This window comes from Stenotrophomonas sp. CFBP8980 (assembly GCF_034046095.1).
GTDB lineage: Bacteria > Pseudomonadota > Gammaproteobacteria > Xanthomonadales > Xanthomonadaceae > Stenotrophomonas > Stenotrophomonas lacuserhaii.
In genome coordinates this window covers 945,072-967,112 of sequence record NZ_JAXCXF010000001.1, presented here as the reverse complement: position 1 = coordinate 967,112, position 22,041 = coordinate 945,072, and the positions used below count along the sequence as shown (strand labels likewise).

At 67.0% G+C, this 22,041-nt stretch carries 20 protein-coding genes; 8 read left to right on the top strand and 12 right to left on the bottom strand.

Annotated elements, in window-relative coordinates:
• The first annotated feature begins 45 nt into the window (after positions 1–45).
• Entirely contained in the window at positions 46–660 is a 615-nt protein-coding gene (locus SOM47_RS04205) for an HAD-IA family hydrolase (protein WP_320504854.1), read from the top strand.
• A gap of 31 nt (positions 661–691) precedes the next feature.
• Here SOM47_RS04205 and SOM47_RS04200 read toward each other — a convergent pair whose 3' ends face one another.
• Positions 692–1,918, bottom strand: a complete 1,227-nt coding sequence (locus tag SOM47_RS04200; protein ID WP_320504853.1) for an acetylornithine transaminase — start codon at positions 1,916–1,918, stop codon at positions 692–694.
• Between the two features lie 65 nt (positions 1,919–1,983).
• On the opposite strand from SOM47_RS04200, the gene SOM47_RS04195 reads away from it, so the two are divergent.
• A complete protein-coding gene (locus tag SOM47_RS04195; RefSeq protein WP_192082962.1) occupies positions 1,984–2,859 on the top strand; it encodes an ion transporter in 876 nt (291 codons plus the stop codon).
• 38 nt (positions 2,860–2,897) lie between these two features.
• On the opposite strand, the gene SOM47_RS04190 is transcribed toward SOM47_RS04195, so the two are convergent.
• The 3 genes from SOM47_RS04190 to SOM47_RS04180 all read right to left on the bottom strand — a co-directional run bounded on the left by SOM47_RS04190 (position 2,898) and on the right by SOM47_RS04180 (position 5,466).
• The gene (locus SOM47_RS04190) at positions 2,898–3,836 is read right to left on the bottom strand and encodes a YiiG family protein (protein WP_320504852.1); all 939 of its coding nucleotides are present in this window, start codon (positions 3,834–3,836) and stop codon (positions 2,898–2,900) included.
• 71 nt (positions 3,837–3,907) lie between these two features.
• Positions 3,908–4,726, bottom strand: coding sequence for an SDR family oxidoreductase (locus SOM47_RS04185; protein ID WP_245625345.1), 819 nt, complete (start codon positions 4,724–4,726; stop codon positions 3,908–3,910).
• Between the two features lie 77 nt (positions 4,727–4,803).
• A complete protein-coding gene (locus SOM47_RS04180) occupies positions 4,804–5,466 on the bottom strand; it encodes a serine/threonine-protein kinase (RefSeq protein WP_320504851.1) in 663 nt (220 codons plus the stop codon).
• A gap of 97 nt (positions 5,467–5,563) precedes the next feature.
• On the opposite strand from SOM47_RS04180, the gene SOM47_RS04175 reads away from it, so the two are divergent.
• Positions 5,564–7,555 (top strand): bifunctional DedA family/phosphatase PAP2 family protein, encoded by a 1,992-nt coding sequence (locus SOM47_RS04175; RefSeq protein ID WP_320504850.1) that lies wholly within the window; start codon positions 5,564–5,566, stop codon positions 7,553–7,555.
• Positions 7,556–7,568: 13 nt separating this feature from the next.
• On the opposite strand, the gene SOM47_RS04170 is transcribed toward SOM47_RS04175, so the two are convergent.
• The 3 genes from SOM47_RS04170 to SOM47_RS04160 form a co-directional block, all read right to left on the bottom strand.
• Positions 7,569–8,147 carry an LON peptidase substrate-binding domain-containing protein gene (locus SOM47_RS04170; RefSeq protein WP_042615001.1) on the bottom strand — a complete coding sequence of 193 codons (579 nt, stop codon included), beginning with the start codon at positions 8,145–8,147 and terminating at the stop codon, positions 7,569–7,571.
• Positions 8,144–9,508, bottom strand: coding sequence for a UDP-N-acetylmuramate:L-alanyl-gamma-D-glutamyl-meso-diaminopimelate ligase (mpl, locus tag SOM47_RS04165; RefSeq protein WP_414715752.1), 1,365 nt, complete (start codon positions 9,506–9,508; stop codon positions 8,144–8,146). Before mpl ends, SOM47_RS04170 begins: the two co-directional genes overlap by 4 nt.
• Positions 9,509–9,823: 315 nt before the next feature.
• Positions 9,824–10,393, bottom strand: coding sequence for an adenylate kinase (locus tag SOM47_RS04160; RefSeq protein WP_042614999.1), 570 nt, complete (start codon positions 10,391–10,393; stop codon positions 9,824–9,826).
• Positions 10,394–10,528: 135 nt separating this feature from the next.
• Between SOM47_RS04160 and SOM47_RS04155 the strand changes: the two genes are divergently transcribed.
• Positions 10,529–11,785: a 6-phosphofructokinase gene (locus SOM47_RS04155; RefSeq protein WP_320504848.1), complete on the top strand. Its 1,257-nt coding sequence runs from the start codon at positions 10,529–10,531 to the stop codon at positions 11,783–11,785.
• A gap of 112 nt (positions 11,786–11,897) precedes the next feature.
• On the opposite strand, the gene SOM47_RS04150 is transcribed toward SOM47_RS04155, so the two are convergent.
• Entirely contained in the window at positions 11,898–12,401 is a 504-nt protein-coding gene (locus tag SOM47_RS04150; RefSeq protein WP_042614997.1) for a hypothetical protein, read from the bottom strand.
• Between the two features lie 241 nt (positions 12,402–12,642).
• Here SOM47_RS04150 and SOM47_RS04145 point away from each other — a divergent pair, with 241 nt between their 5' ends.
• Both SOM47_RS04145 and SOM47_RS04140 read left to right on the top strand, forming a co-directional pair.
• Positions 12,643–14,670 carry a sodium-translocating pyrophosphatase gene (locus SOM47_RS04145; protein WP_320504847.1) on the top strand — a complete coding sequence of 676 codons (2,028 nt, stop codon included), beginning with the start codon at positions 12,643–12,645 and terminating at the stop codon, positions 14,668–14,670.
• Between the two features lie 99 nt (positions 14,671–14,769).
• Complete coding sequence (locus tag SOM47_RS04140; protein WP_192082948.1) at positions 14,770–15,027, top strand: DUF2789 domain-containing protein; 258 nt, start codon at positions 14,770–14,772, stop codon at positions 15,025–15,027.
• Positions 15,028–15,037: 10 nt separating this feature from the next.
• Here the strand turns inward: SOM47_RS04140 and SOM47_RS04135 are convergent, their stop codons facing one another.
• The gene (locus tag SOM47_RS04135; protein WP_320504846.1) at positions 15,038–15,490 is read right to left on the bottom strand and encodes a hypothetical protein; all 453 of its coding nucleotides are present in this window, start codon (positions 15,488–15,490) and stop codon (positions 15,038–15,040) included.
• Positions 15,487–16,035 (bottom strand): hypothetical protein, encoded by a 549-nt coding sequence (locus SOM47_RS04130; protein WP_320504845.1) that lies wholly within the window; start codon positions 16,033–16,035, stop codon positions 15,487–15,489. Before SOM47_RS04130 ends, SOM47_RS04135 begins: the two co-directional genes overlap by 4 nt.
• Before the next feature lie 177 nt (positions 16,036–16,212).
• On the opposite strand from SOM47_RS04130, the gene ppa reads away from it, so the two are divergent.
• On the top strand, positions 16,213–16,749 hold the full coding sequence (gene ppa, locus SOM47_RS04125; protein ID WP_042614993.1) for an inorganic diphosphatase: 537 nt from the start codon (positions 16,213–16,215) through the stop codon (positions 16,747–16,749).
• A gap of 150 nt (positions 16,750–16,899) precedes the next feature.
• Complete coding sequence (locus SOM47_RS04120) at positions 16,900–18,027, top strand: HDOD domain-containing protein (protein ID WP_042614992.1); 1,128 nt, start codon at positions 16,900–16,902, stop codon at positions 18,025–18,027.
• A gap of 226 nt (positions 18,028–18,253) precedes the next feature.
• Here SOM47_RS04120 and SOM47_RS04115 read toward each other — a convergent pair whose 3' ends face one another.
• Both SOM47_RS04115 and SOM47_RS04110 read right to left on the bottom strand, forming a co-directional pair.
• On the bottom strand, positions 18,254–21,091 hold the full coding sequence (locus SOM47_RS04115; protein WP_101098184.1) for a TonB-dependent receptor plug domain-containing protein: 2,838 nt from the start codon (positions 21,089–21,091) through the stop codon (positions 18,254–18,256).
• A 47-nt stretch (positions 21,092–21,138) separates the two neighbouring features.
• Positions 21,139–22,038: a helix-turn-helix transcriptional regulator gene (locus tag SOM47_RS04110; RefSeq protein ID WP_192082940.1), complete on the bottom strand. Its 900-nt coding sequence runs from the start codon at positions 22,036–22,038 to the stop codon at positions 21,139–21,141.
• Positions 22,039–22,041: the final 3 nt, after the last annotated feature.

The window sequence follows — 22,041 nt, the reverse complement described above, 5'->3', positions numbered from 1 at the left end:
GACCGGCTGTCGCAGCCGCGCCGGCATATCGGGCATGCTTCGGTCATGAAGCCGAGCATCGAACTGCTGCTGCTGGACGTGGATGGCGTGCTGCTGGATTACCAGCGCAGCGTGCGTGTGCGGCATCTTGCCCGCAGCCTGTGCGTGGACGGCGCGCGCGTCCAGCAGGTGCTGTTCGAGAGTGGCCTGGAGAGGCGCTACGACAGCGGCGCCATCGACACCGCCGCTTACCTGCGCACCTTGAGCGAGGGCCTGCAGGCCGAGGTCAGCGCGGCGCGCTGGATCCAGGCACGGCTGGCGGCATCGCGGCCGCGCGAGGATGTGGTGCGCCGTATCCTCGCCCTTCCTGCTTCAGTGCGCATCGGCGTGCTGACCAACAACGGCCCGCTGATGGTCGAGGTACTTCGCGCCCTGCTGCCGACGCTCTGCGAGCGCGTGGCTGACGGACTGCTGTGCAGCGGCGCGCTCGGCGGACGCAAGCCCGATCCGGTGGTCTACCAGCGCGCACTGCAACGGCTGGATGCCGATCCGGCACGCACGCTGTTCGTCGATGACCTGTTCACCAACGTGCGCGGTGCACGGCAGGCGGGCCTGCAGGCCGAAACCGTGCGCGACGGGCGCAGCGTGGGCCGCGTGCTGAAGCGCCACGGCCTGCAGTGACGAGCGACGGCCGTCACTGCGTCCGCAGCGCTCAGCGTGCGGCGATATAGCTGGCCACGGCTGCGCGCAGGCGCTTGAGGCCTTCGGCGATTTCCTCGTCGCTGATGTTCAGCGAAGGCACGAAACGCAGCACGTCCGGACCGGCCTGCAGGGTCAGCAAGCCGTGTTCGGCGGCGTGATCCAGGATCACGCCGGCCTGGCCCAGGTGGTCCTTGGACAGCACCGCACCGAGCATCAGCCCGCGTCCACGCACCTGCCCGAACACGCCGAACTCGGCATTGATGCGCTCGAAGCCATCGCGCAGTGCGCGTGACTGGCGGTCGACGTTGGCGGCGATTTCATCGGAAGCCAGCTTGCGCAGCGCCACCCGTGCCACCGCAGCGGCCAGCGGATTGCCGCCGAAGGTGGTGCCATGGGCGCCGAACTGCATGGTCTCGGCGACCTTCGGGCCGGCCAGCATCGCGCCGATCGGGAAGCCGCCGCCGAGCGCCTTGGCCAGGGTCACCATGTCCGGCACCACCCCATCCTGCCAGTGCGCGAACAGGGTACCGGTGCGGCCCATGCCGGCCTGGATCTCATCCAGCACCAGCAGCGCACCGTGCTGGTCGCACAGTTCACGCACGCGCTTGAGGAAGCCCGGCCTGGCCGGCATCACCCCGCCCTCGCCCTGTACCGGCTCCAGCATCACCGCGGCCACGTCACCGGCGGCCATCGCGGTTTCCAGCTGCACTTCATCATTGAAATCCACGTAGCGGAAGCCCTGCGGCAGCGGCTCGTAGCCTTCCTGGTACTTCGGCTGGGCCGTGGCGGTCACTGCCGCCAGGGTGCGGCCGTGGAAGCTGCCGCGGAAGGTGACGATGACCCGCCGATCCGCCGGGCGCCCCTGCGATGAAGCCCACTTGCGCACCATCTTGATCGCCACTTCGTTGGCTTCGGCACCGGAGTTGCACAGGAACACCCGCTCGGCGAAACGGCTGGCCTTGACCAGTTCCTCGGCCAGGTGCAGCGGCGGGGCGCTGTAGAACACATTGCTGGTGTGCCACAGCTTGCCGGCCTGTTCCAGCAGCGCCGCAGTCAGGTCCGGATCGTTGTGGCCCAGGCCGCACACGGCGATGCCCGCCGCCAGGTCGATGTACTCGCGGCCCTGCGAATCCCAGACGCGCGCGCCCTGCCCGCGCTCGAGCACGACCTGGCGCGGCTTGTACACCGGCAGGTAGTAATGCGACAGGGAAATCAGGGGGTCGGTGGCGGCGGTCATGGCGGTCCGGCGAGCTTCGGAAAGCGCCCATTCTCGCCCCGCAGCCGGTGCGGCACAATGCGCGCATGCGCCCTTTCTCCGCTCCACAGCTCAACCCCGCCAGCGCCACCGGCTGGCGCCGGTACTGGTTCGACATCATCTACCGCCACGACACCGGGCCCTCGCGCAACTTCGACCTGCTGCTGGTGCTGGCGATCATCGCCAGCGTCATCGTGGTGATGGTCGACAGCGTGCAGCACCTGCACCTGCGCTGGGCCGCGGGCCTGTACGTGCTGGAATGGGCGTTCACGGCGATGTTCACGCTGGAATACGTGCTGCGGTTGGCGGTGGTGAAGCGCCCGCTGCGCTACGCGGTCAGCATCTGGGGAATCATCGACCTGCTGTCGATCCTGCCGACCTATCTGTCCCTGTTCATCCCCGGCGCGCAGAGCCTGCTGGTCGTGCGTGCGCTGCGCATCCTGCGGGTGTTCCGCATCCTCAAGCTGACCCGTTACATCGAAGAAAGCGGCGTGCTGATGCTGGCGCTGTGGCGCAGCCGGCGCAAAGTCCTGGTGTTCCTGTTCACGGTCATCACCATCACCATCATCGCCGGTGCGCTGATGTACCTGATCGAAGGGCCCCACAACGGCTTTACCAGCATCCCCAGCAGCATGTACTGGGCGGTGGTGACCATGGCCACGGTCGGCTTCGGCGACATCGTGCCGCAGACCATGCTCGGCCGCTTCGTCACGTCGATCCTGATCCTGATCGGCTACAGCATCATCGCGGTGCCAACCGGCATCTACACCGCCGAACTGGCCAGCACGATGCGCGAGGCCGAGCACAACGAGAAACGCGATGGACGTGGCTGCCTGCGCTGCGGGCTGGAAGGCCACGCGCCCGACGCACGCTACTGCCGGCAGTGCGCCGAGCCCCTGCCGGAACTGTTCAACCAGGTCTAGCGGGCGGGTGGCGCAGGCGCGCCCCCGCCCTGCCAACCTCAACGTGCCATGCGGTTGCTCATGTCGACCAGATCGTTGTAGCTGGCCAGCAGCGCCGGGGCGGTGCCGGACGGCGGCATGCCACCGCTCTCCAGCAGGATCTGGTCACTGCGGCTCAACGGCTGGTTGGCCTGCAGGCGTTCGATGCGGCGCCCGCCCTCGCTGGCCAGCTTGTCCGCCGAACGCTCCATGTGACCCCACATCGGATCGCCCTGGCCGATCTTCGCCTTGGCCGCTTCTTCCAGCACGGCCTGGTAGCGCGCCAGTTGTGCACGGCCGGCGGCGAGGTCCGGCGCGTCGCCGTCCAGCACCTTCACCAGCTGCTTGCCCTCGCCGATGATGCTCAGGTGGTAGAACGCCGCGCTGCGTCCCTCTTCCTTCTCGATCGCCCCGATCTGCTCCTTGCGGCGCTGGTCTTCGTTCGCCTCCAGCGCCGCATCCATCGCATCACCGGCTTCGAAGAACGCCGAATAGGCCTGCATCAGCGGCGCATGCCGCTGGCGCATGCCCTCACCGCCATCGCGCTTGTAGTCTTCGCGATCGTAGTAACGCACGGCATCGCTGATCTTCTCGTTGAGCGCGGTGAAGGTTTCCTGGTAACGGCGCGCGGCCGGATCCAGCGCGGCGTTGGCCGGCTGCTGTGCCAGGGCGGCGGTCAGCGGCGCGCCGCAGAACTCGACGCGGTGGGACAAGACCGTGCCCGGCGCACGTACGGTTTCTTCCTTGCCGGTGGGGCCGGCCGCCGGATCGGCGATCCACGAAACGTAGCGCTGGAAGCTTTCCTGGATCGGCTGCTGCACGCCGTTGAAGCAGGCGATGTAGGCGTTGATCTTGTCGGCGCCCTCGACGGCGGCTGCGCTGGAAGCGCCCTTCTGGCAGGCGGCCAGGCACAGCGCAACGGAGGCGGCCAGGACGGCCGTACGGAAGATTGGGTGCATGGGGTACTTCCCTGTTGGAAACGATTACAGCCGCGCACCATAGCAGACGCCGCCGTCAACGTGCCGTTGAATCAATCCAGGAAAAGATCCGGCAGCAGCGGATGCGCAGGGTCCACCGCGTAACCGGAAAGATCGGTCACGCCGGCCGCGGCGAGCACCTCGTCATCGAGCAGGAATTGGCCGTGGAAGCCGGCCGCTTCGCGCACCAGCACCGCGTGCGCGGCATCTGCCACGATCTGCGGCGTGCGGCAGCCCTGCACGTCCACGCCTGGGATCATGTTGATCGCATCGGTGGCGATCACCGTGCGTGGCCACAGCGCATTGACCGCCACGCCGCGTGGACCAAACTCCGCCGCCAGCCCCAGCGTGACCAGGCTCATGCCCATCTTGGCCAACGTATAGCCGGTATGCGGCCCCCACCACTTCGGGTCCAGGCTGGGCGGCGGCGCCAGGCTCAGGATGTGCGGGTTGGGCGCCTGCAGCAGGTACGGCAGGCACGCCTGCGCGCACAGGAAACTGCCACGCGCGTTGACCTGCTGCATCAGGTCGAAGCGCTTCATCGGCGTCTCCAGGGTGCCGCGCAGCCAGATCGCACTGGCGTTGTTGACCAGGATATCGATCCCGCCGAAGGTGTCCACGGCGGCGGCCACCGCCGCCTGCACCTGGTCTTCCTCGCGGATGTCGCACTTCAGCGCCAGCGCCTGCCCGCCGGCGGCGGTGACCGCCTCGGCCGCACTATGGATGGTGCCGGGCAGCTTCGGATTGGCCACCGAGGACTTGGCCGCGATGGCCACGTTGGCGCCATCGCGCGCCGCGCGAAGCGCGATCGCCAGCCCGATCCCGCGCGATGCGCCGGTGATGAATAGAGTCTTGCCCTGCAGGTTGGACACCACGTTTTCTCCTGGTCACCGGCCGACGCCGACGCTGCATTATGCGCGCGCCCACCTCGCGCGGCCGCAGTGTGGCCTCAGGGCTTGGGCCCCTGCCCTTCGTTGTCTTCCCAGTGCAGGATGCGCCGGGTGACGAAACGATAGACCGGCTTGCCGGTGGCGAACCACAGTTCACGCACCCACGAGGTCCGCTTGAGCACACGCTTTTCCACCGGGGTCAGCGATTCACGGCAGTACATCCGTTTGTGCTTCAGCAGGTGGCGCAGGTCTTCGCGCGCCAGCAGCCGCATCCAGCGCGAGCGCGGGTTGCCGATCACCGCCAGCTGGAAATCGATCAACGCCGGATGACCGGCTTCGGTCACCAGCCAATTGGCTTCCTTGGCCAGGTCGTTGTGCGCCACCCCGCGCCGATGCAGCTCCTGCAGCAGCCGGCGCGCGTCATGGAACCAGGCGACGTCGCCGCGTGGCGGGCGCTGGTACATCGCATCGCCGGCCATGAAGCTGCGGTCCAGCCTGCGGCCGTCCCATGCCAGCAGCTTGGGCACTGCCTGCATGCCATCGATGTGCCGCAGCGCGCGCGCTTCGCGTCGTGCCAGCCACCAGGCAGGCGCCCGCAGCCACCACGGCGTGGCACCCAGGTCACGACGCACGAAACGGCCTTCGGCCTGCTGCACCAGCAGGATGCGGCCGAAGCTGTCTGACTTGAGCGCGTGCTGCGCGAGTGTGCGGTTATCTGCCATGGCCCATTCTAGGCGATCGCTCCAGGCGATCCACGTTGTCTCGATCAGCCTGCATCAAGCAGGCAACCAGTCACCTGCACGCCTTTATAATCTGGCGATGGACTCTTCATGGATCGACGCCACCCTCGCCTGGATTGCCGCCAATCCAGTGCTCGCCGGTGCAGCCATCTTCCTCATCGCGTTCTGCGATGCGGTCATCATCCTGGGCGCCATCGTGCCTGCGCTGCCGTTGCTGTTCGCAGTGGGCGTGTTCATCGGCCTGGGGCAGATATCCGGCCCGTATGCGGTGGCCTGTGCGGCGCTGGGCGCGTTTGCCGGCGATGGCATCAGTTACTGGATCGGCCGCCGCTGGGGCGACCGGCTGCGCGGCGTGTTCCCTTTCAGCCGCTATCCGCAGCTGCTGGACCGCGGCGAAACGATGTTCCGCCGCAATGCCTTCAAGAGCATCCTGGTGGCCCGTTACGTGGGCGCCATCCGACCGTTCGTGCCGGCCATCGCCGGCATGATGAAGATGCAGGCCAGCCGCTACATGCAGGCCAGCGGCATCGCCAGCGTGTCCTGGGCGGTGTTGTTCCTGTTGCCGGGTTGGGTGCTGGGCGGGGCGTATGACGCCGTCGCTGCGGTCGCCGGGCGACTGGTGGTGGTGGTCGGCCTGCTTGGCGTGATTCTCGGGCTGGTGTGGGCCATCGTGCTGTATGGCTATCGCTGGTCGGCCGCACGCATGGATACCTGGCTGGCACGGCTGCTGGACTGGTCGCAGCGCCACCCCACGCTGGGACGTTACTCGGTGTCGGTATTCGACCCGCAGCGGCGCGAATCGGTGCCGCTGGCGATGCTGGCGCTGATGCTGCTGGTGCTGGGCTGGTGCTGGTTCGCACTGCTGATGGTGGTGGTGGCGCACGGCGAGCCGCTCAGCATCGACCTGGCCGTGCACCAGGCCATGCTCGCGCTGCGCAATCCGCTGGCCGATCATCCGATGGCCGCGCTGGCCTCGCTGGGCGCCTGGCCGGTGCTGCTGCCGGCCACTGCGGTCGGCATGGGGTACCTGCTCTGGCGCCGGCGCTGGATGGCCGCTGCACACTGGCTGGCGGCACTGGCCTTCGGCCTGGCGCTGACGATGCTGCTGGGCGCCACCGTGGACGTAGTGCGCCCGCCGGATGCCAGCAGCGGCTTCGGCTTCCCGTCCGTGTCAGTGACCATGGCCACGATCACCTTCGGCTTTTTCGCGGTATTGATCGCCCGGGAACTGCCCGGCCGGACCCGCGTGTGGCCCTACCTGGTCTCCGGTTTCGTGGTCAGCCTGATCGGTTTTTCGCGCATCTACCTCGGCGCGCACTGGTTGAGCGATGTGATCGGCGGCATGCTGTTCGGGCTGTTCTGGCTGCTGGTGCTGGGCATCGCCTACCGCCGCCGCTTCAATCGCTCGTTCTGGGTCAAGCCGGTCGCCTGGCTGTTCTACGGCACGTTTCTGGTGGCGGCCCTGTGGTACGCACCGCGCAACATCGCGGTCAAGCTGGAACGCTTCGAACCGCAACAGGCCGCGCCGGCGCCGCTGCAGGCTGATCGCTGGTGGAAGCAGGACTGGCAGACGATGCCGGCGCGGCGCAACGAATTCGACGATGACCAGCGCTGGCCGCTGGACGTGCAGGTGGCCGGCCCGCTTGCCCCGTTGCAGGCGCGGCTGGAATCAGAAGGCTGGAGGATGCAGCCGCAGGCCGGGTGGGAACAGGCCTTGTTGATGCTCGACCAGGACACCGGTCCGGAAGCGCTGCCGGTGCTGCCGGCCACGCTGGATACGCAGGTGGAAAGCCTGCTGATGGTGCGCGATGGCGAGCGGCCGGACGAGCGCCACGTGCTGCGCCTGTGGCCGGCGACCAGGGTGCTGCAGCCCGGCGGCGTGCCGCTGTGGCTGGGCAGTGCGCAGACGCTGCGTTTCACCCGCCACTTCGAGTGGATCGGCATGTGGCATCCGCTGCGCGGGATCGACCCGGCGATGGCGGCGGTCAAGGCATCGGTGGAAGGCCTGCCGATGCAGGAAGGCGTGCATCCCGAAACGGGCCTGCCGGTGCTGCGACTGCGCACCGAATAACGCGCGTCAGCCGTTACGGGATCCAGCCCAGCAGCAGGTCCAGGCGGGCGTGGACATCGTCGAGCTGCAGCAACTGCAGGCGCTGGGATTCTTCCAGCGGCAGCAGCTGCGCCAGCTGCCAGCCTACCCAGGATGCCTGGTCGAGCAGCGCCGGCGTGGCCGGTGCATAGTCTTCACCGGCCTGTTCGATGATGTGCTGCAGCAGGGTCGACAGCAGCGCATGCTGCGGCCGCAGCTCGTCGTCGGTATCCGGCGCGCACCAGCGCACCTCGCCCACCACCAGCCCGTTGTCGCGCACGCGGGTCTGCTCCACGTGGAAGCGCCGCGCACCGCGCAGTCGCAGCTGCAGCACGCCATCGCTGCCCATGTCGAAATCATCCACCCGGGCTTCCACGCCGAAGGCTGCGGGCACCGCAGGCGCGCCCACTTCGTCGCCCTGCAGGATCAGGCACAGCCCGAATCCACCGCCGTCGCGGCTTGAATCACGCAGCATGTCCAGGTAGCGCCGCTCGAACACGCGCAGGCCGATGCTCGCGCCCGGCAACAGCACCGCGTGCAACGGAAACAACGGCAGCGTCGCGACCGCGCTCATGAACCCTGCAGCTGCGCCAGGAAGCGCCGCGGCGCGGCGTCGAAGCCGCCATTGGACATGAACACCACGTGGTCACCGGCTTCGGCGAGGGCGTCCAACCGGGCCAGCAGCGCATCGGTATCGGCCACCGCCAGCGCCTGGCCGCGCACCGCGTCCATCACCGCGGCGGCATCCCATTCCAGCCCGGGCCGGTGCAGGAACACCACCGCATCGGCCAACGCCAGCGAAGGCGCCAGGGCCTCGGCATGTGCGCCCAACCGCATCGAATTGCTGCGTGGCTCCATCGCCACCACGATGCGCGCATCGCCCACCTTGGCACGCAGGCCTTCGAGCGTGGTGGCAATGGCGGTGGGATGATGGGCAAAGTCGTCGTACACGGTGATGCCGCCGGCCTGGCCGATCACTTCCAGCCGCCGTTTGACGCTGTGGAAGCGTGACAACGCCGGCAGCACGTCGGCCAGCACCACGCCCACGGCGTGTGCGGCGGCCAGCGCAGCCAAGCCATTGAGCACGTTGTGGCGGCCCAGCAACGCCCAATGGACCACGCCGACCTGCTGCCCGCGATGATGCACGACGAACGCGCTGCCATCGGCGCTGAGCAGTTCGGCGTGCCATTCCAGCGTCGCATCGAAGCCGAAGCGCTCCACCGGGGTCCAGCAGCCCATCGCCAGCACCTCGGCCAGGCGCGGGTCCTCGCCGTTGACGATCAGCCGGCCGCGCGCCGGTACGGTGCGCACCAGATGATGGAACTGGCGCTGGATCGCCGCCACGTCCGGGAAGATGTCGGCGTGGTCGTACTCGAGATTGTTGAGGATCGCCACCAGCGGCCGGTAATGTACGAACTTGCTGCGCTTGTCGAAGAAGGCAGTGTCGTACTCGTCGGCCTCGACCACGAACTCGCGGCCCTGCCCTACCCGTGCGGACACACCGAAATCTTCGGCGACCCCGCCGATCAGGAAGCCGGGCGCGCGCCCAGCGCTTTCCAGCAGCCAGGCCAGGATGGTGGTGGTGGTGGTCTTGCCGTGCGTGCCGGCCACGGCCAGCGTGTCACGACCGGGTAACACCCGCTCGCTGAGCCACTGTGCACCGGAAACATAGCGCTGGCCGGCGTCGAGTACCGCTTCGACGGCGGGATTGCCGCGCGAGAGGGCATTGCCGATGACCACCTCGGCACTGTCCGGCGGAACGCTGTCGGCACGATACCCCTGGTCCAGCTGGATCCCCAGCGTTTCCAACTGGGTCGACATCGGCGGGTAGATCGCCTGGTCGCTGCCGCTGACGGCATGTCCCAGCTCACGCGCCAGTGCGGCCACGCCGCCCATGAAGGTGCCGGCGATTCCAAGAATATGTACGTTGCTCATGACCCGCATTGTTACCGATCGACCCGGTGGTGGGCCATCCTGACAAGCAGAAGGTCAGATAAGTCCGACAGACAGCTCAGACAAAGCCAAAGGCATGTCAGGGAAATCCTGATAGCGGCTGCCTATGAACATAGACACAATTCACAGTGCCAGCCGCAGTTCCCAACCGGTCCTACTCCCCAAGAGGCCATCCCCATGGGAGCTCACGCTGCGGGGCCCTGAGCAAGCCCACCGCTGGCTTTAAAATGACACAGGCCTGGTCCGAAGGGACCAGGCCTGTGTTTTTTCAGGCGCGAACCGCAGGCCTCGGCGGCCTCATCCGGCCTTCGGCAGCACGGCGTGGATGCGCGCTTCGACTTCTTCCAGCTCGCCGATGCCATCCAGACGCGCCAGGGTGCCCCGTTCGGCATAGAAATCCACCACTGGTGCAGTCTGCTCGGTGTAGACCTGCAGGCGATGGCGGACCGAATCCGGATTGTCATCCGCGCGGCCCTGCTCCTTCGCACGGCCGGCTAGGCGCTCGATCAGCTGATCGGCGTCCACGTCCAGCTGGACCACCGCATCCAGCGGCTGACCGATATCGGCCAGCACGCCATCCAGCGCCTTGGCCTGGGCCACGTTGCGCGGATAGCCGTCCAGGATGAAGCCCTTGGCCACGTCGTCCTGCGACAGGCGCGAGCGCAGCATGCCGAGCAGTATCTCGTCGGACACCAGGTTGCCGGCATCCATCACCGCCTTGGCCTGCTTGCCCAGCTCGGAGCCAGCGGCCACTTCGGCACGCAGCAGGTCGCCGGTGGAGATGTGGGCGATGCCGAGCTTTTCCTTCAGGCGGGTTGCCTGCGTACCCTTGCCCGAACCGGGCGGCCCCAACAGAACCAATCGCATCTAGCTCACTCCAACGTGTTGAAAATCATGAACGTACGGCGTCCGGACGGGCCGGTATCGCTGCACTGCAATACCCGCACTTTACCGCATCCGGGTAATGTCCCTGCAATGTCCCTGTCCCGACACGAGGTTCCGATGCGCCAAGGCACCCTGCTCTATGCCCAGTCAGGCGGCGTCACCGCCGTCATCAATGCCACTGCTTCTGCGGTCATCCAGGAAGCCCGCGCCCGCGGGGTGAAGGTGCTTGCCGCGCGCAACGGCATCCTCGGCGCGCTGCGCGAAGACCTGATCGACACCTCGCGCGAACCGATCAGCGCCATCCGGGCGCTGGCCCATACGCCGGGTGGCGCGTTCGGGTCCTGCCGTTACAAGCTCAAATCACTGCAACAGGATGCAGCCCGTTACGACCGGCTGCTGCAGGTGCTGCAGGCCCATGGCGTGCGCTGGTTCCTGTACAACGGCGGCAATGATTCGGCCGACACCGCGTTGAAGGTGTCCGAACTGGCGCGCGAGCGCGGGGTCGAGCTGAGCTGCATCGGCGTGCCCAAGACCATCGACAACGACCTGGCCGTGACCGACACCTGCCCCGGCTTCGGCTCGGCGGCCAAGTACACCGCGGTATCGGTTCGCGAGGCGGCGCTGGACGTGGCCGCCATGGCCGAGACCTCCACCCGCGTGTTCATCTACGAAGCGATGGGCCGCCACGCTGGCTGGCTGGCAGCGGCAGGCGGATTGGCCGGCACGGGACCGGATGAGGCCCCGCAGGTGATCCTGCTGCCGGAACGCGCCTATGACGAAGCGGCCTTCCTGGCCAAGGTAAGCGCGGTGGTCGAACAGGTGGGCTACTGCGTGGTGGTGGCCTCCGAAGGCATCGCCACGGCCGATGGGACCTTCGTCGCCGATGCCGGCGGCAGCAAGGACTCCTTCGGCCATACCCAGCTGGGCGGCGTGGCCGCGCACCTGGCCGGCCGGGTCAAGGACCAGCTCGGTTTGAAGGTGCACTGGACCGTGCCTGATTACCTGCAGCGCTCGGCACGCCACATCGCCTCCAGGACAGACTGGGAACAGGCGCAGGCGGTGGGCAAGGCGGCGGTGCGGTTGGCGCTGGCCGGGCACAACGGGGTGATGCCGGTGATCGTGCGCAGCAGCGACAAGCCCTACCGCTGGAAGATCGACTCGGCGCCGCTGGCGAAGATCGCCAACCATGAGAAGAAGATGCCAACCAGCTTCATCCGCAAGGACGGTTTCGGCATCACCGAAAAGGCCCGGGCCTACCTGCAGCCGCTGATCAAGGGCGAAGCCCCCCTGCCCTACGGGCCGGACGGGCTGCCGAAGTACGTCACGCTGAAGAATGTCGCGGTCAAGAAAAAGCTGGAGCCGTTCGAGGCCTGAGGCTGATACCGGCAGCGCCGAGCCATGCTCGGCGGCTTCTCCGGGCCCCTGCAACGGTGTTGGACGCAGGCCGCGTTTGGCGCTCGCCGAGCATGGCTCGGCGCTACGCGGTCTACTGGCAGGCAGTGCCTTCCATCTGCAGCTGCGCGGCGAACATCGTCACCTGCGGGATCCTGCCGCTGCTGGCCTGCTTCTTGGCGTCTTCCAGATAGATGCGCGACTGACCCTGGCCGTCGCGTTCGGTGGTCGGCGCTACCGGCAGTCGCCACACCCGCACCACCGCCTGCTGGGCCGGGCACGCCGCAGACGGCACCCGGATCACATCGTTGAGCTTCCAGCCCTTGGCCTGGCTTGGCTGCGCCTTGGCGTAATCGACGAAGCGCGCCCGCGGCTGGCACTGCTCGCTGGTGCGTACCGGTGCGAAGCGGTACGGCTGCGCCGCATCGCCCGTGAAGGTACCTTCCAGCCGCGCGCAGGCTTCGGGAATCTGGCGCAAGGTATGCACCGCACCGACCGCCTGGGCGGCGCCCACCGCACGCTGCAGCTCGGGCGTTTCCACTGCCAGCGCCGGCAGCGCCGGGGCCAGCAGGGCCATCATCAGTACGGGCAGGCGCATCGGTGATCTCCACGACAGTAATGGCCGCACGGTCGCAGAGCCTGGCTTAACCGCGCGCAAAGGCGCTGGCGCCTGCTGGCCCCGGACCGCATACTGCGGCCACCAGGGAATGCTGAACACCGCCATACGTCGGACGACCATCGTGGTCAGTTACGGGTTGGTTACAAGGCTGCAGCCCGTCGTCCCCCTCGTGGTGAAGTTCACCACCGCTGGATGTCTTTCATCCACATCGGGAGAGGTCATGCTGGAACGTCACGGGCTGTCATTGGCGCTGCTGTGCGCCGTCATCGCAATCCTGTTCGGAATCATCTCGGCGCGGTGGATCCTGCGCCAACCCAGTGGCAACGCACGCATGGCCGAGATCGCCGGCGCGATCCAGGAAGGTGCCCGTGCGTACCTCAACCGCCAGTATCTGACCATCGGCATCGCCGGGGCGGTGCTGTTCGTGCTGGTCGGGATATTCCTGAGCTGGTACACCGCGATTGGCTTCGCCATCGGCGCGGTACTGTCCGGTGCCGCCGGCTACATCGGCATGAACGTATCGGTACGCGCCAACGTGCGCACCGCTGAAGCGGCGCGGCATGGCATCAGCGCGGCGATGGACGTGGCGTTCCGCGGCGGTGCCATCACCGGCATGCTGGTGGTCGGGCTGGGACTGCTGGGCGTGGCCGGCTACTACGCCATCCTGCTGCGGCTCGGCCTGAACGTGGCGCAGGCCCTGCATGCCCTGGTCGGACTGGCGTTCGGCTCCTCGCTGATCTCGATCTTCGCGCGCCTCGGCGGCGGCATCTTCACCAAGGGCGCGGACGTCGGCGCCGATCTGGTCGGCAAGGTGGAAGCCGGCATTCCCGAGGATGATCCGCGCAATCCGGCGGTCATCGCCGACAACGTCGGTGACAACGTCGGCGACTGCGCGGGCATGGCCGCCGACCTGTTCGAAACCTACGCGGTGACGGTGATCGCCACGATGCTGCTGGGCAGCCTGATGATCGCCGAAGCCGGACGCAACGCGGTGCTGTATCCGCTGGTGCTGGGCGGGGTGTCGATCATCGCCTCGATCATCGGCGCGCTGTTCGTCAAGGTGAAGCCGGGCGGATCGATCATGGGCGCGCTGTACAAGGGCGTGATCGTATCCGGCGTGCTGGCCGCGATCGCTTTCTATCCGGTCACCACCGCGTTGATGCATGACAACGTGTTCGGCCCCTATGCGCTGTACGGCTGCGCCCTGATCGGGCTGGTGCTGACCGGGCTGATCGTGTGGATCACCGAGTACTACACCGGCACCCAGTACAAGCCGGTGCAGCACGTGGCGCAGGCCTCCACCACCGGCCATGGCACCAACATCATCGCCGGGTTGGGCATCTCGATGAAGTCCACCGCGCTGCCGGTGATCGCGGTGTGCGTGGCGATCTGGGGCGCGCATGCGCTGGCCGGGCTGTACGGCATTGCCATCGCGGCCACCGCGATGCTGTCGATGGCCGGCATGATCGTCGCGCTGGATGCCTACGGCCCGATCACCGACAACGCCGGTGGCATCGCCGAAATGGCCGACCTGCCGCCGGAAATCCGCGCCATCACCGATCCGCTGGATGCCGTCGGCAACACCACCAAGGCGGTCACCAAGGGCTATGCGATCGGTTCGGCGGCGCTGGCTGCGCTGGTGTTGTTCGCCGATTACACGCACAACCTGCAGGCGGCCAATCCGGGCATCGAGTTCCGCTTCGACCTGTCCGACCATGAGGTAATCATCGGCCTGCTGATCGGCGGGTTGATCCCCTACCTGTTCGGTGCGATGGCGATGGAAGCGGTAGGCCGCGCGGCAGGCGCGGTGGTGGAAGAAGTGCGCCGCCAGTTCCGTGAAATCCCCGGCATCATGGAAGGCACCGGCAAGCCGCAGTACGACCGCGCGGTGGACATGCTGACCCGTTCGGCGATCCGCGAAATGATCGTCCCTTCCCTGCTGCCGGTCGCCGTGCCGGTGGTGGTCGGCCTGCTGCTGGGGCCGCGCGCGCTCGGCGGGCTGCTGATCGGCACCATCGTCACCGGCCTGTTCGTGGCCATCTCGATGACCACCGGCGGCGGTGCCTGGGACAACGCCAAGAAGTACATCGAAGACGGCAATTTCGGCGGCAAGGGCAGCGAGGCACACAAGGCCGCGGTCACCGGAGACACCGTGGGCGACCCCTACAAGGACACCGCAGGACCGGCGATCAATCCGCTGATCAAGATCATCAACATCGTGGCACTGCTGCTGGTGCCGCTGCTCTGACAACGGCGGGCGCGATGGGATGGGCACATCCATCACATCGCGCCCGCGCAGGGTCGCGGCATAATGGCGGTGACCTTTCCCAGCAGATGCAGCGATACGATGATCACCACCGAACCGAACATGACCAACCTGTTCCTGCAGCTCGGCCTGGATGCCGGTGAAGCGGACATCGCCGCCTTCATCCTGCAGCACCAGCTGCCGGCGGAGGTCAAGGTCACCACGGCCTCGTTCTGGAGCGAAGGGCAGCGTCATTTCCTGGCCGAGTCGCTGAAGTCGGACAACGACTGGGCGATCGTGGTGGATGAGTTGAACGAAGCACTGCACAGCGACGCCACCGTGCAGGCGAATCCGGCCTGAGCCGCAGCTCTCAGAGGCAGTCGGTCAGCGCCTCGTAACTGCTGACGTCCGTGCCGGGCAGCGGCGTATCCAGCGCGTCTGGCCCGCGCAGGCGCTCCAGCAGGGCCGCCAGCGAGGTGCCCGGGACCACCGGCAAGTGGCAGGCCCAGGTGCGGGCCTGGACAGACGGAAGCGCATCGGCCGGGCTGACATACGCGTAGCTGCCGGCGAAGCTCCACAGGCATCCGGCCAGCGCGCCACTGTTGCTGCGGACGGAGCAGCGCAGCTGGAGGGCGCGCAGGTTGCCGTAGTCGCCCTCGCAGAACGTGTCGCCGCAGATGTAATCGAAGCCGCGCACCAGCGCGCGTTCCATCACCGCGAAGGCCGCCTCGCCCGCGCCGGCGCTGGAGTAATCACGGGCATCGACATGGCTGCCCGCGGCGAACGGTGCAACCGCAAGCAGCAGCATTCCGGCGATGATCATGAGGCGGCCCCCTGCCTGGCCAGGCAGCTCGCAAGACCCTGCCGCAGGCTTTCGGCTGCGCCGGGCAGCCGAACCGCCAGCGGATCGTCCACCTCCAGCGCTGCGTGGAAGGCGTCCACCCCCGTACCGGCTCCCAGCGGCAGCGCGCAACGCCAGGTCACTACGTCGGGGTCGATGCTGCCTGCCGCGCGCACCCGCAGATCGCTGCCGGCGATGACCCAGATGCATGCCGCGACCGTGGCGTCGGCCACCCGCACCGAACAGCGCAGCTGCATCGGCCACAGGAATCGCCGGGGCAGGCAGGCCCCTTCGCCACATGCCTTGAGGAAGGCGCCGGCCAGATGGTCTTCCAGGGCGTAGAACCGGTCCCAGTTGGCCTCCGGCGCCGGGTGGTCGACCAGATCGACAAAGCGTGCAGCCACCGCCGGACCCGGCGGCACCGGCATCTCGGCGGCCATTGCGGTGGCGGCGACCGCCAGCAGGCCGGCCACTGCGCAGCCGATACGAACGCGTGACCGGCGCGCCAAGTGCTTGAGAAGGATCATGAAATCCACCGAGGTAACGGGAGCCTCCACCCTGCCGCGTTGCGGTTGGCCGGCCTATCGGCGAATCCGCCTGCGGCCGGCCCGCAGGCCACCCGGCGGGCTGTGGGGAAGGCCAGCACGCTGCCGGGCAAACGCATAAAATGGTCTTCTTTTTCGCCCCACAACCGGAGTACACCCATGGGTCTGGAACTCGTCTCCCCCGGCAAGAACCCGCCGGAAGAAATCAACGTCATCATCGAGATCCCGAAGGATTCCGAGCCGGTGAAGTACGAAGTGGACAAGGACACCGGCGCGATCTTCGTCGACCGCATCCTCTCCACCCCGATGCGCTACCCCTGCAATTACGGCTACGTGCCGAGCACCCTGTGTGGCGATGGCGACCCGGCCGACGTGCTGGTGGTGCTGCCGCTGCCGCTGATCCCCGGTTCGGTGGTGCGCTGCCGTCCAGTGGGCGTGCTGAAGATGAGCGATGAAGCCGGCAGCGACGAAAAGATCCTGGCCGTGCCGATCTCCAAGGTGTTCAGCGGCTACGCACACGTGGAAGACATCGCCCAGGTGTCCAGCCACTGGCTGGAGCGCATCGGCCACTTCTTCGAGCACTACAAGGACCTGGAGAAGGGCAAGTGGGTCAAGCTGGACGGCTGGGCCGGCGCTGCCGAAGCCAAGGCGATCCTGGTCGAAGCCCACCAGCGTTACCTCGACGGCAAGGCCTGAGCCTTCCGTCCATCGCCCTGGCCTCCCTGCCAGGGCGGTGCAGTTCGCGGTTTTCGGCCTTGTGGCACATCTCTCGTCACGCCGAATCGGTTAAATTGCGACACTTCACATCGACCATGGCCGTGCCATGGTCCGCAAGGGGAACGTGTCGTGCGCATTCTGTTTGTTGGGGACGAGGCCAGCCTGCCGGCTGAGCTGAGCGAATTCATTGCCGATCTTGGGGAAGAATGGCATACCACCACTGTTGTCGACGGCCATGCCGCGATGGCGGCCGTAGCGGCATCATCGCTGGATGCGGTGATCGTCAGCCCTTACCTGCCGGACATGGATGCCACCACGCTGCTGGGGCAGATCCGCACCCTGCGCCCGGAAACCATCCGCGTGGCGCTGATCGATGCCCAGCAGGGCAACCGCCCGCCGCCGGCGCGCTTGATCGGCATCGCCCATCGTTTCCTGCCGTTGCCGCTGGCGCCGGAGGTGCTGCTGGAGGCGCTGAGCAGCCTGGAAGAGCTGCGCGAACTGCTGGACAGCCCGCGCCTGCGCGATGCCATCGGCCGCATCGAGAAGCTGCCTTCCCCGCCGCATCTCTACATGAGCCTGACCCGCGCGCTGGAACGTGACGACGACGCCGACAGCAACGAGGTCGCCAAGCTGGTGGCGGCCGATCCGGCGATCGCCGCCAAGGTGCTGCAGCTGTCCAACTCGGCCTTCTTCAGCAGCGGCCGCACCATCTCCGACCTGCGTACGGCGGTGACCCGCCTGGGCCTGTCCACGCTGCGTGACCTGGTACTGGCCAGCGAGGTGTTTTCCGCCTCCACGCTGTCGGCGGCCGAACGCAATGCGCTGCAGCAGCGCGCCCTGCTCGCCTCGCGGCTGGCCGCGCGCCTGTTGCCGGCATCCAGCGCCGAGCTGGGATCCACCGCTGCGCTGCTGGCCGACATCGGCCTGTTGCTGCCGGGGGTACGCAACGAACGCACCGAACCGGCCGCTGCAGGCACCGACGATGGCCGTCCCGGGCATGCCGAAGCCGGCGCCTATCTGCTCGGTCTGTGGGGCCTGCCCATGCCCATCGTGGAGGCGGTCGGCTTCCACCTGCAGCCGCAGCGCTCGAACACCCGCAGTTTCTGGGTGACCGGCGCGGTGCACGTGGCGCTGGCCCTGGTCAACGGCGAAGCGGTGGACGAAGACTATCTGCAACGCGCCAACGTGCTGCACAAGCTGCCGGAATGGCGCGAGCACGCCAATGCATTGATGGGATTGTCACCGGCGGAAGCCTGATCGCCAGGGGCAGCATCCAGGCAGAAGCAATGGCCGCACACGGTGGCTGGCGGGCGGGACCGGGTGACCCCGGTAGCGCCGGCCCATGGTCGGCGAGCGCAGCGGGCCGTTGGCGGAAACGTTCCGCCGCGCATGGCTCGGCGCTACCGGTTCCCTTCGCAGACAAAGAAAAGGGGCGGACCTTGCGGTCCGCCCCTTTTCACTTTCGCATCAGTGCTTCGATGGATCAGAAGCGCTGGGTGTACTTCATGTACAGGAAGCGACCCACATCGAAACCGCCGTAGTAGGCGAAGGCGCTGTTCGGAGCCGAGTACTGCAATGCGCCGCGGTGGTCGAACACGTTGTTCGCGCCAACTGCGATGGTGGCGTCCCACGGTGCGGTGTAGCTGACCTGCAGATCGTGGAAGGTGTTCGAACCGGTCTTGCGGATCGGCGCTGCTTCACCATTCTGGTAACGATCCGGATCGGTGCAGCCGATGTCGATGCAGTCTTCGGCCATGCCCGAGTAGTAACGCGCGGTCCAGTTGACGCCGAAGTCACCCTTGGTCCAACCCACGGTGGCGTTGGAACGGACGCGGAACAGGCCCGGAGTACCGACCTGACCGATGGTGATGGTGTCACCGGCGCTGTTCTGGCCTTCTTCATCGTAGGAAGACAGGTAGCTGGTCTGCCAGTCGATGCTGAAGTTACCGATCGCCATTTCCGGCAGACGATACTTCACACCCAGGTCGTAGCCCTGCGTTTCCACCTTGCCCAGGTTGGCGGTGCCGTAGGTCAGCGCGGTGATGTTGCCGGCCGGACCACGAACCACGCTGGCGCAACGCGAGGAATTGCCGAGCACGTAGCAGTCGCGCAGGATGCGGTCGACGCTGTCGGCGATGATCATGTCGCTGATTTCGTACTTGTACCAATCCAGCGAGATGTCCAGGCCCTGCACCCAACGCGGGCTCCAGACCAGACCTGCGGTCGTGCTCTTGGAGGTTTCCGGGCTCAGGTTCGGATTGGCACCCGAGATGAACTGGTCGTTGGTGGCACACGGCAGGGTGGTGCAGGGATTGCCGCCCTGGCCCAGCTGCACGTAGTTGGCCGGCACGCCGGCGGCGGAGCAGGCAGCATTGCCGGCAACACTGCCCGGCGCGGTGACACCGCACGGATCGATGTAGCGTTCAAAGCTCGAGCTCAGGCCACCGTACAGATCGCTGATCGTCGGAGCGCGGAAGCCCTCGGCGTAGGTACCACGGACCAGCAGTTCGTCGATCGGACGCCAGGTCACGCCGAACTTGCTGTTGAGGGTGTCGCCGAAGTTGCTGTAATCCGAGTAACGGGTCGCCATGTTCAGCGACAGTTCCTTGGCGAACGGCATATCCGAGAGGATCGGCACGTTCAGCTCGAGATAGGCCTCGTCCAGCTCGTACTCGCCGCGGGTCGGCTTCTGGCCGAGGCCGGTCGACATGCCCGACTGCGCGAAGGCATCCGGCACGAACGTGCCTTCTTCCTTGCGGTGCTCCACGCCCACGGCAAAGCCGAGGTCACCGGCCGGCATGGTCACGATGGAACCGGCCAGGTTGGCGGTGAAGCTGGTGGTCTTGGTCTCGCCACGGGTGGTGAAGGTCGGGAACAGGAACTCCTGCAACGCTGGGTCAGCCAGGGAGCCTGCGCCCGCGACGCCGTACGGCAGCAGCGGGTTCCACGGCACGCAGCCGTTGGTGATCGGGTCGGCCGCAGTGCCGCAGGTGGCTACGCCGGCGCTGTTGATGAACGACGGGCCCAGGGCCTGTTCGCTGGCGATCAGGCTGGCATCGCCATGGCTGGTGACGATCGATTCGTTGCGGTTGAAGAGCGCGCCGACGTCCCAGTCAAAGGTCTTGCCCGCGAAATCGAAGAAGCCACTGACAGTCGGTGCGAAGCGCGTGGTCTTCAGCTGGCTTTCGGTGGTGCGCGGCACTTCCCACAGGCGACGACGGAAATCAACGTCCTGGCCCAGGGGGTTGTAGACGCTGTCACCGGACAGCGGGGTGAGGAAGCTGCGCGACTGGTACGGATAACCGGCGATCTGCTGGAACGTGTTGCGCTCGTTGTACAGCAGGTCGGTATTGAGGCTGATCGAGTCGGTGAAGTCGTAGGTGCCGTTGATGTAGACGGACTTGCGCTCCACGCCGGTCAGCGCGGTCATCTGCTGATTGGCGTTGGCCCACTCATTCTGGGTCAGCGGGTGGTAATCGGCCGCATTCAGCGGATCGCCACCAGCGTTCAGGGTCTGCCACACGGCCGAGGCGCTGCCGCAGTTGTAGATGGTCGGGTTGCACCAGCTGCCGTTCTGGCTCAGTGCGCTCCAGGACGCCGGGGTCGAGTTCGGACCCAGGTTGCCGTCCTTGCTGTACCAACGGTCCTTGGCGAAGACCGGATCGGCCTTGTTGTATTCAGCCGACAGGGTCAGGCTGCCGCGCTCGCCGGTAGCACCCAGGGTCATCGAGTACTGTTCGGTGTTGCCGTCACCTTCGCCGTACTGGCCGAAGTAGGCGGTGGCTTCGCCACCTTCCACGTTCTTGCGGGTGATCACGTTGACCACGGCGGCGATCGCGTCGGAACCGTAGATGGCGGACGCGCCATCCTTCAGCACTTCGATGCGCTCGACGGCGCCCATCGGGATCTGGCTCAGATCCTGCAGGCCCGAGGTGGTCGCGCCCAGGCGCTTGCCGTTCATCAGCACCAGGGTGCGCTCAGCGCCCAGGTTGCGGATGTCGACATAGTAGCCGCCCACGTTCTCACCCGAAGCCAGCGACTCCGAACGGGAGATCGCCGGGGAACCGGCCGAGGTCAGGTTGTTCAGCACGTCGGCGACCGAAGAGAAGCCCTGCTTTTCCAGGCTCTCGCGGCTCAGCGTCAGGATCGGCTGCTGGGTTTCAACGTTGGCTGCGCGGATGCGCGAGCCGGTGACCGAGATGCGATCCAGGTCGGTGGTGCCTGCTGCGGCTTCCTGCGCCGAGGCGAAGCTCGGGCTCAGCGCCAGCGCAATGCCGGCCGGCAGCATGCCCAGCCGCACGGCGGGGGTACGGAAATTCATGTCTCTCTCCAAGGTACGTTAGTGGCGTGTTAAAACGCCATCAAACGTTACGATTGTGTTGCGATCCTTGGTTTGCGTGATGCAGCGAGAGACTTTGCCGAGTGTGGCGACAGCTTGGCGGCACTTTCACGATAATGCGACGCAGACGTGCCGAAACGGGCGCGGAACGCCCGCGCGAAGCTGCAGCAGTTGTCAAAGCCACTGGCAGAGGCGACTTCGCCGATCATCATGTCGGTATCGCGCAGCAGGTCGGCCGCGCGTTCCAGCCGCAGCCGTGCCGACAGGGCCTGCGGGCTTTCTTCGTACAGGCTCTGGAAGGTCTTGGACAGGTACCAGCTGGAGAAGTTGGTCAGTTCGGCCAGTTCACCGATGCGCACCACGCGGTGGCTGTTGCCTTCCAGATACAGGCGGGCACGCTGCATGCGGCCGAACACCTGGCGCTTGCGGCTGCGCGAGCGGCCCGGGCAACGCTGCACGGTGCCGGCCATCGTGCGCTGCAGCGAGGCAAGGTGCAGCAGCATCGGGCGCAGCGCCTGCGCCGGCAGGCCACTGTCCAGCGCATCGCGCCACAGGCGCAGGGCAACCCGCAGTTCGGGCTGCTTCATCAGGCCACGGCCGGCATACAGGCCGCAATCGGCAAGTTCCATCAACATGCGCATGGCGTCGGCATTCAGTGCCAGGCCGATGCACAGGCCACTGCGGCCGGCCTGGACCAGCGGACGCGATTCCTTCTCGAAGGCGATCCACTCGCCCCGCCGCATCCGGAAACGACCCTCCTTGGCCTCCACCCACGCACTGCCGCGGATCTGGATCCACACCGTGAAGCAGCTGCCGGCGGTCTGCAGGCTGCCCAGCCGGGCAACGCTCAGGCAGATCGGCGTCGCGTCGTCGGGCGACTTGTCGAGGGAGATCGTTTGACCGCGATCGGCCAGGGAGAGCTGACGCATGGA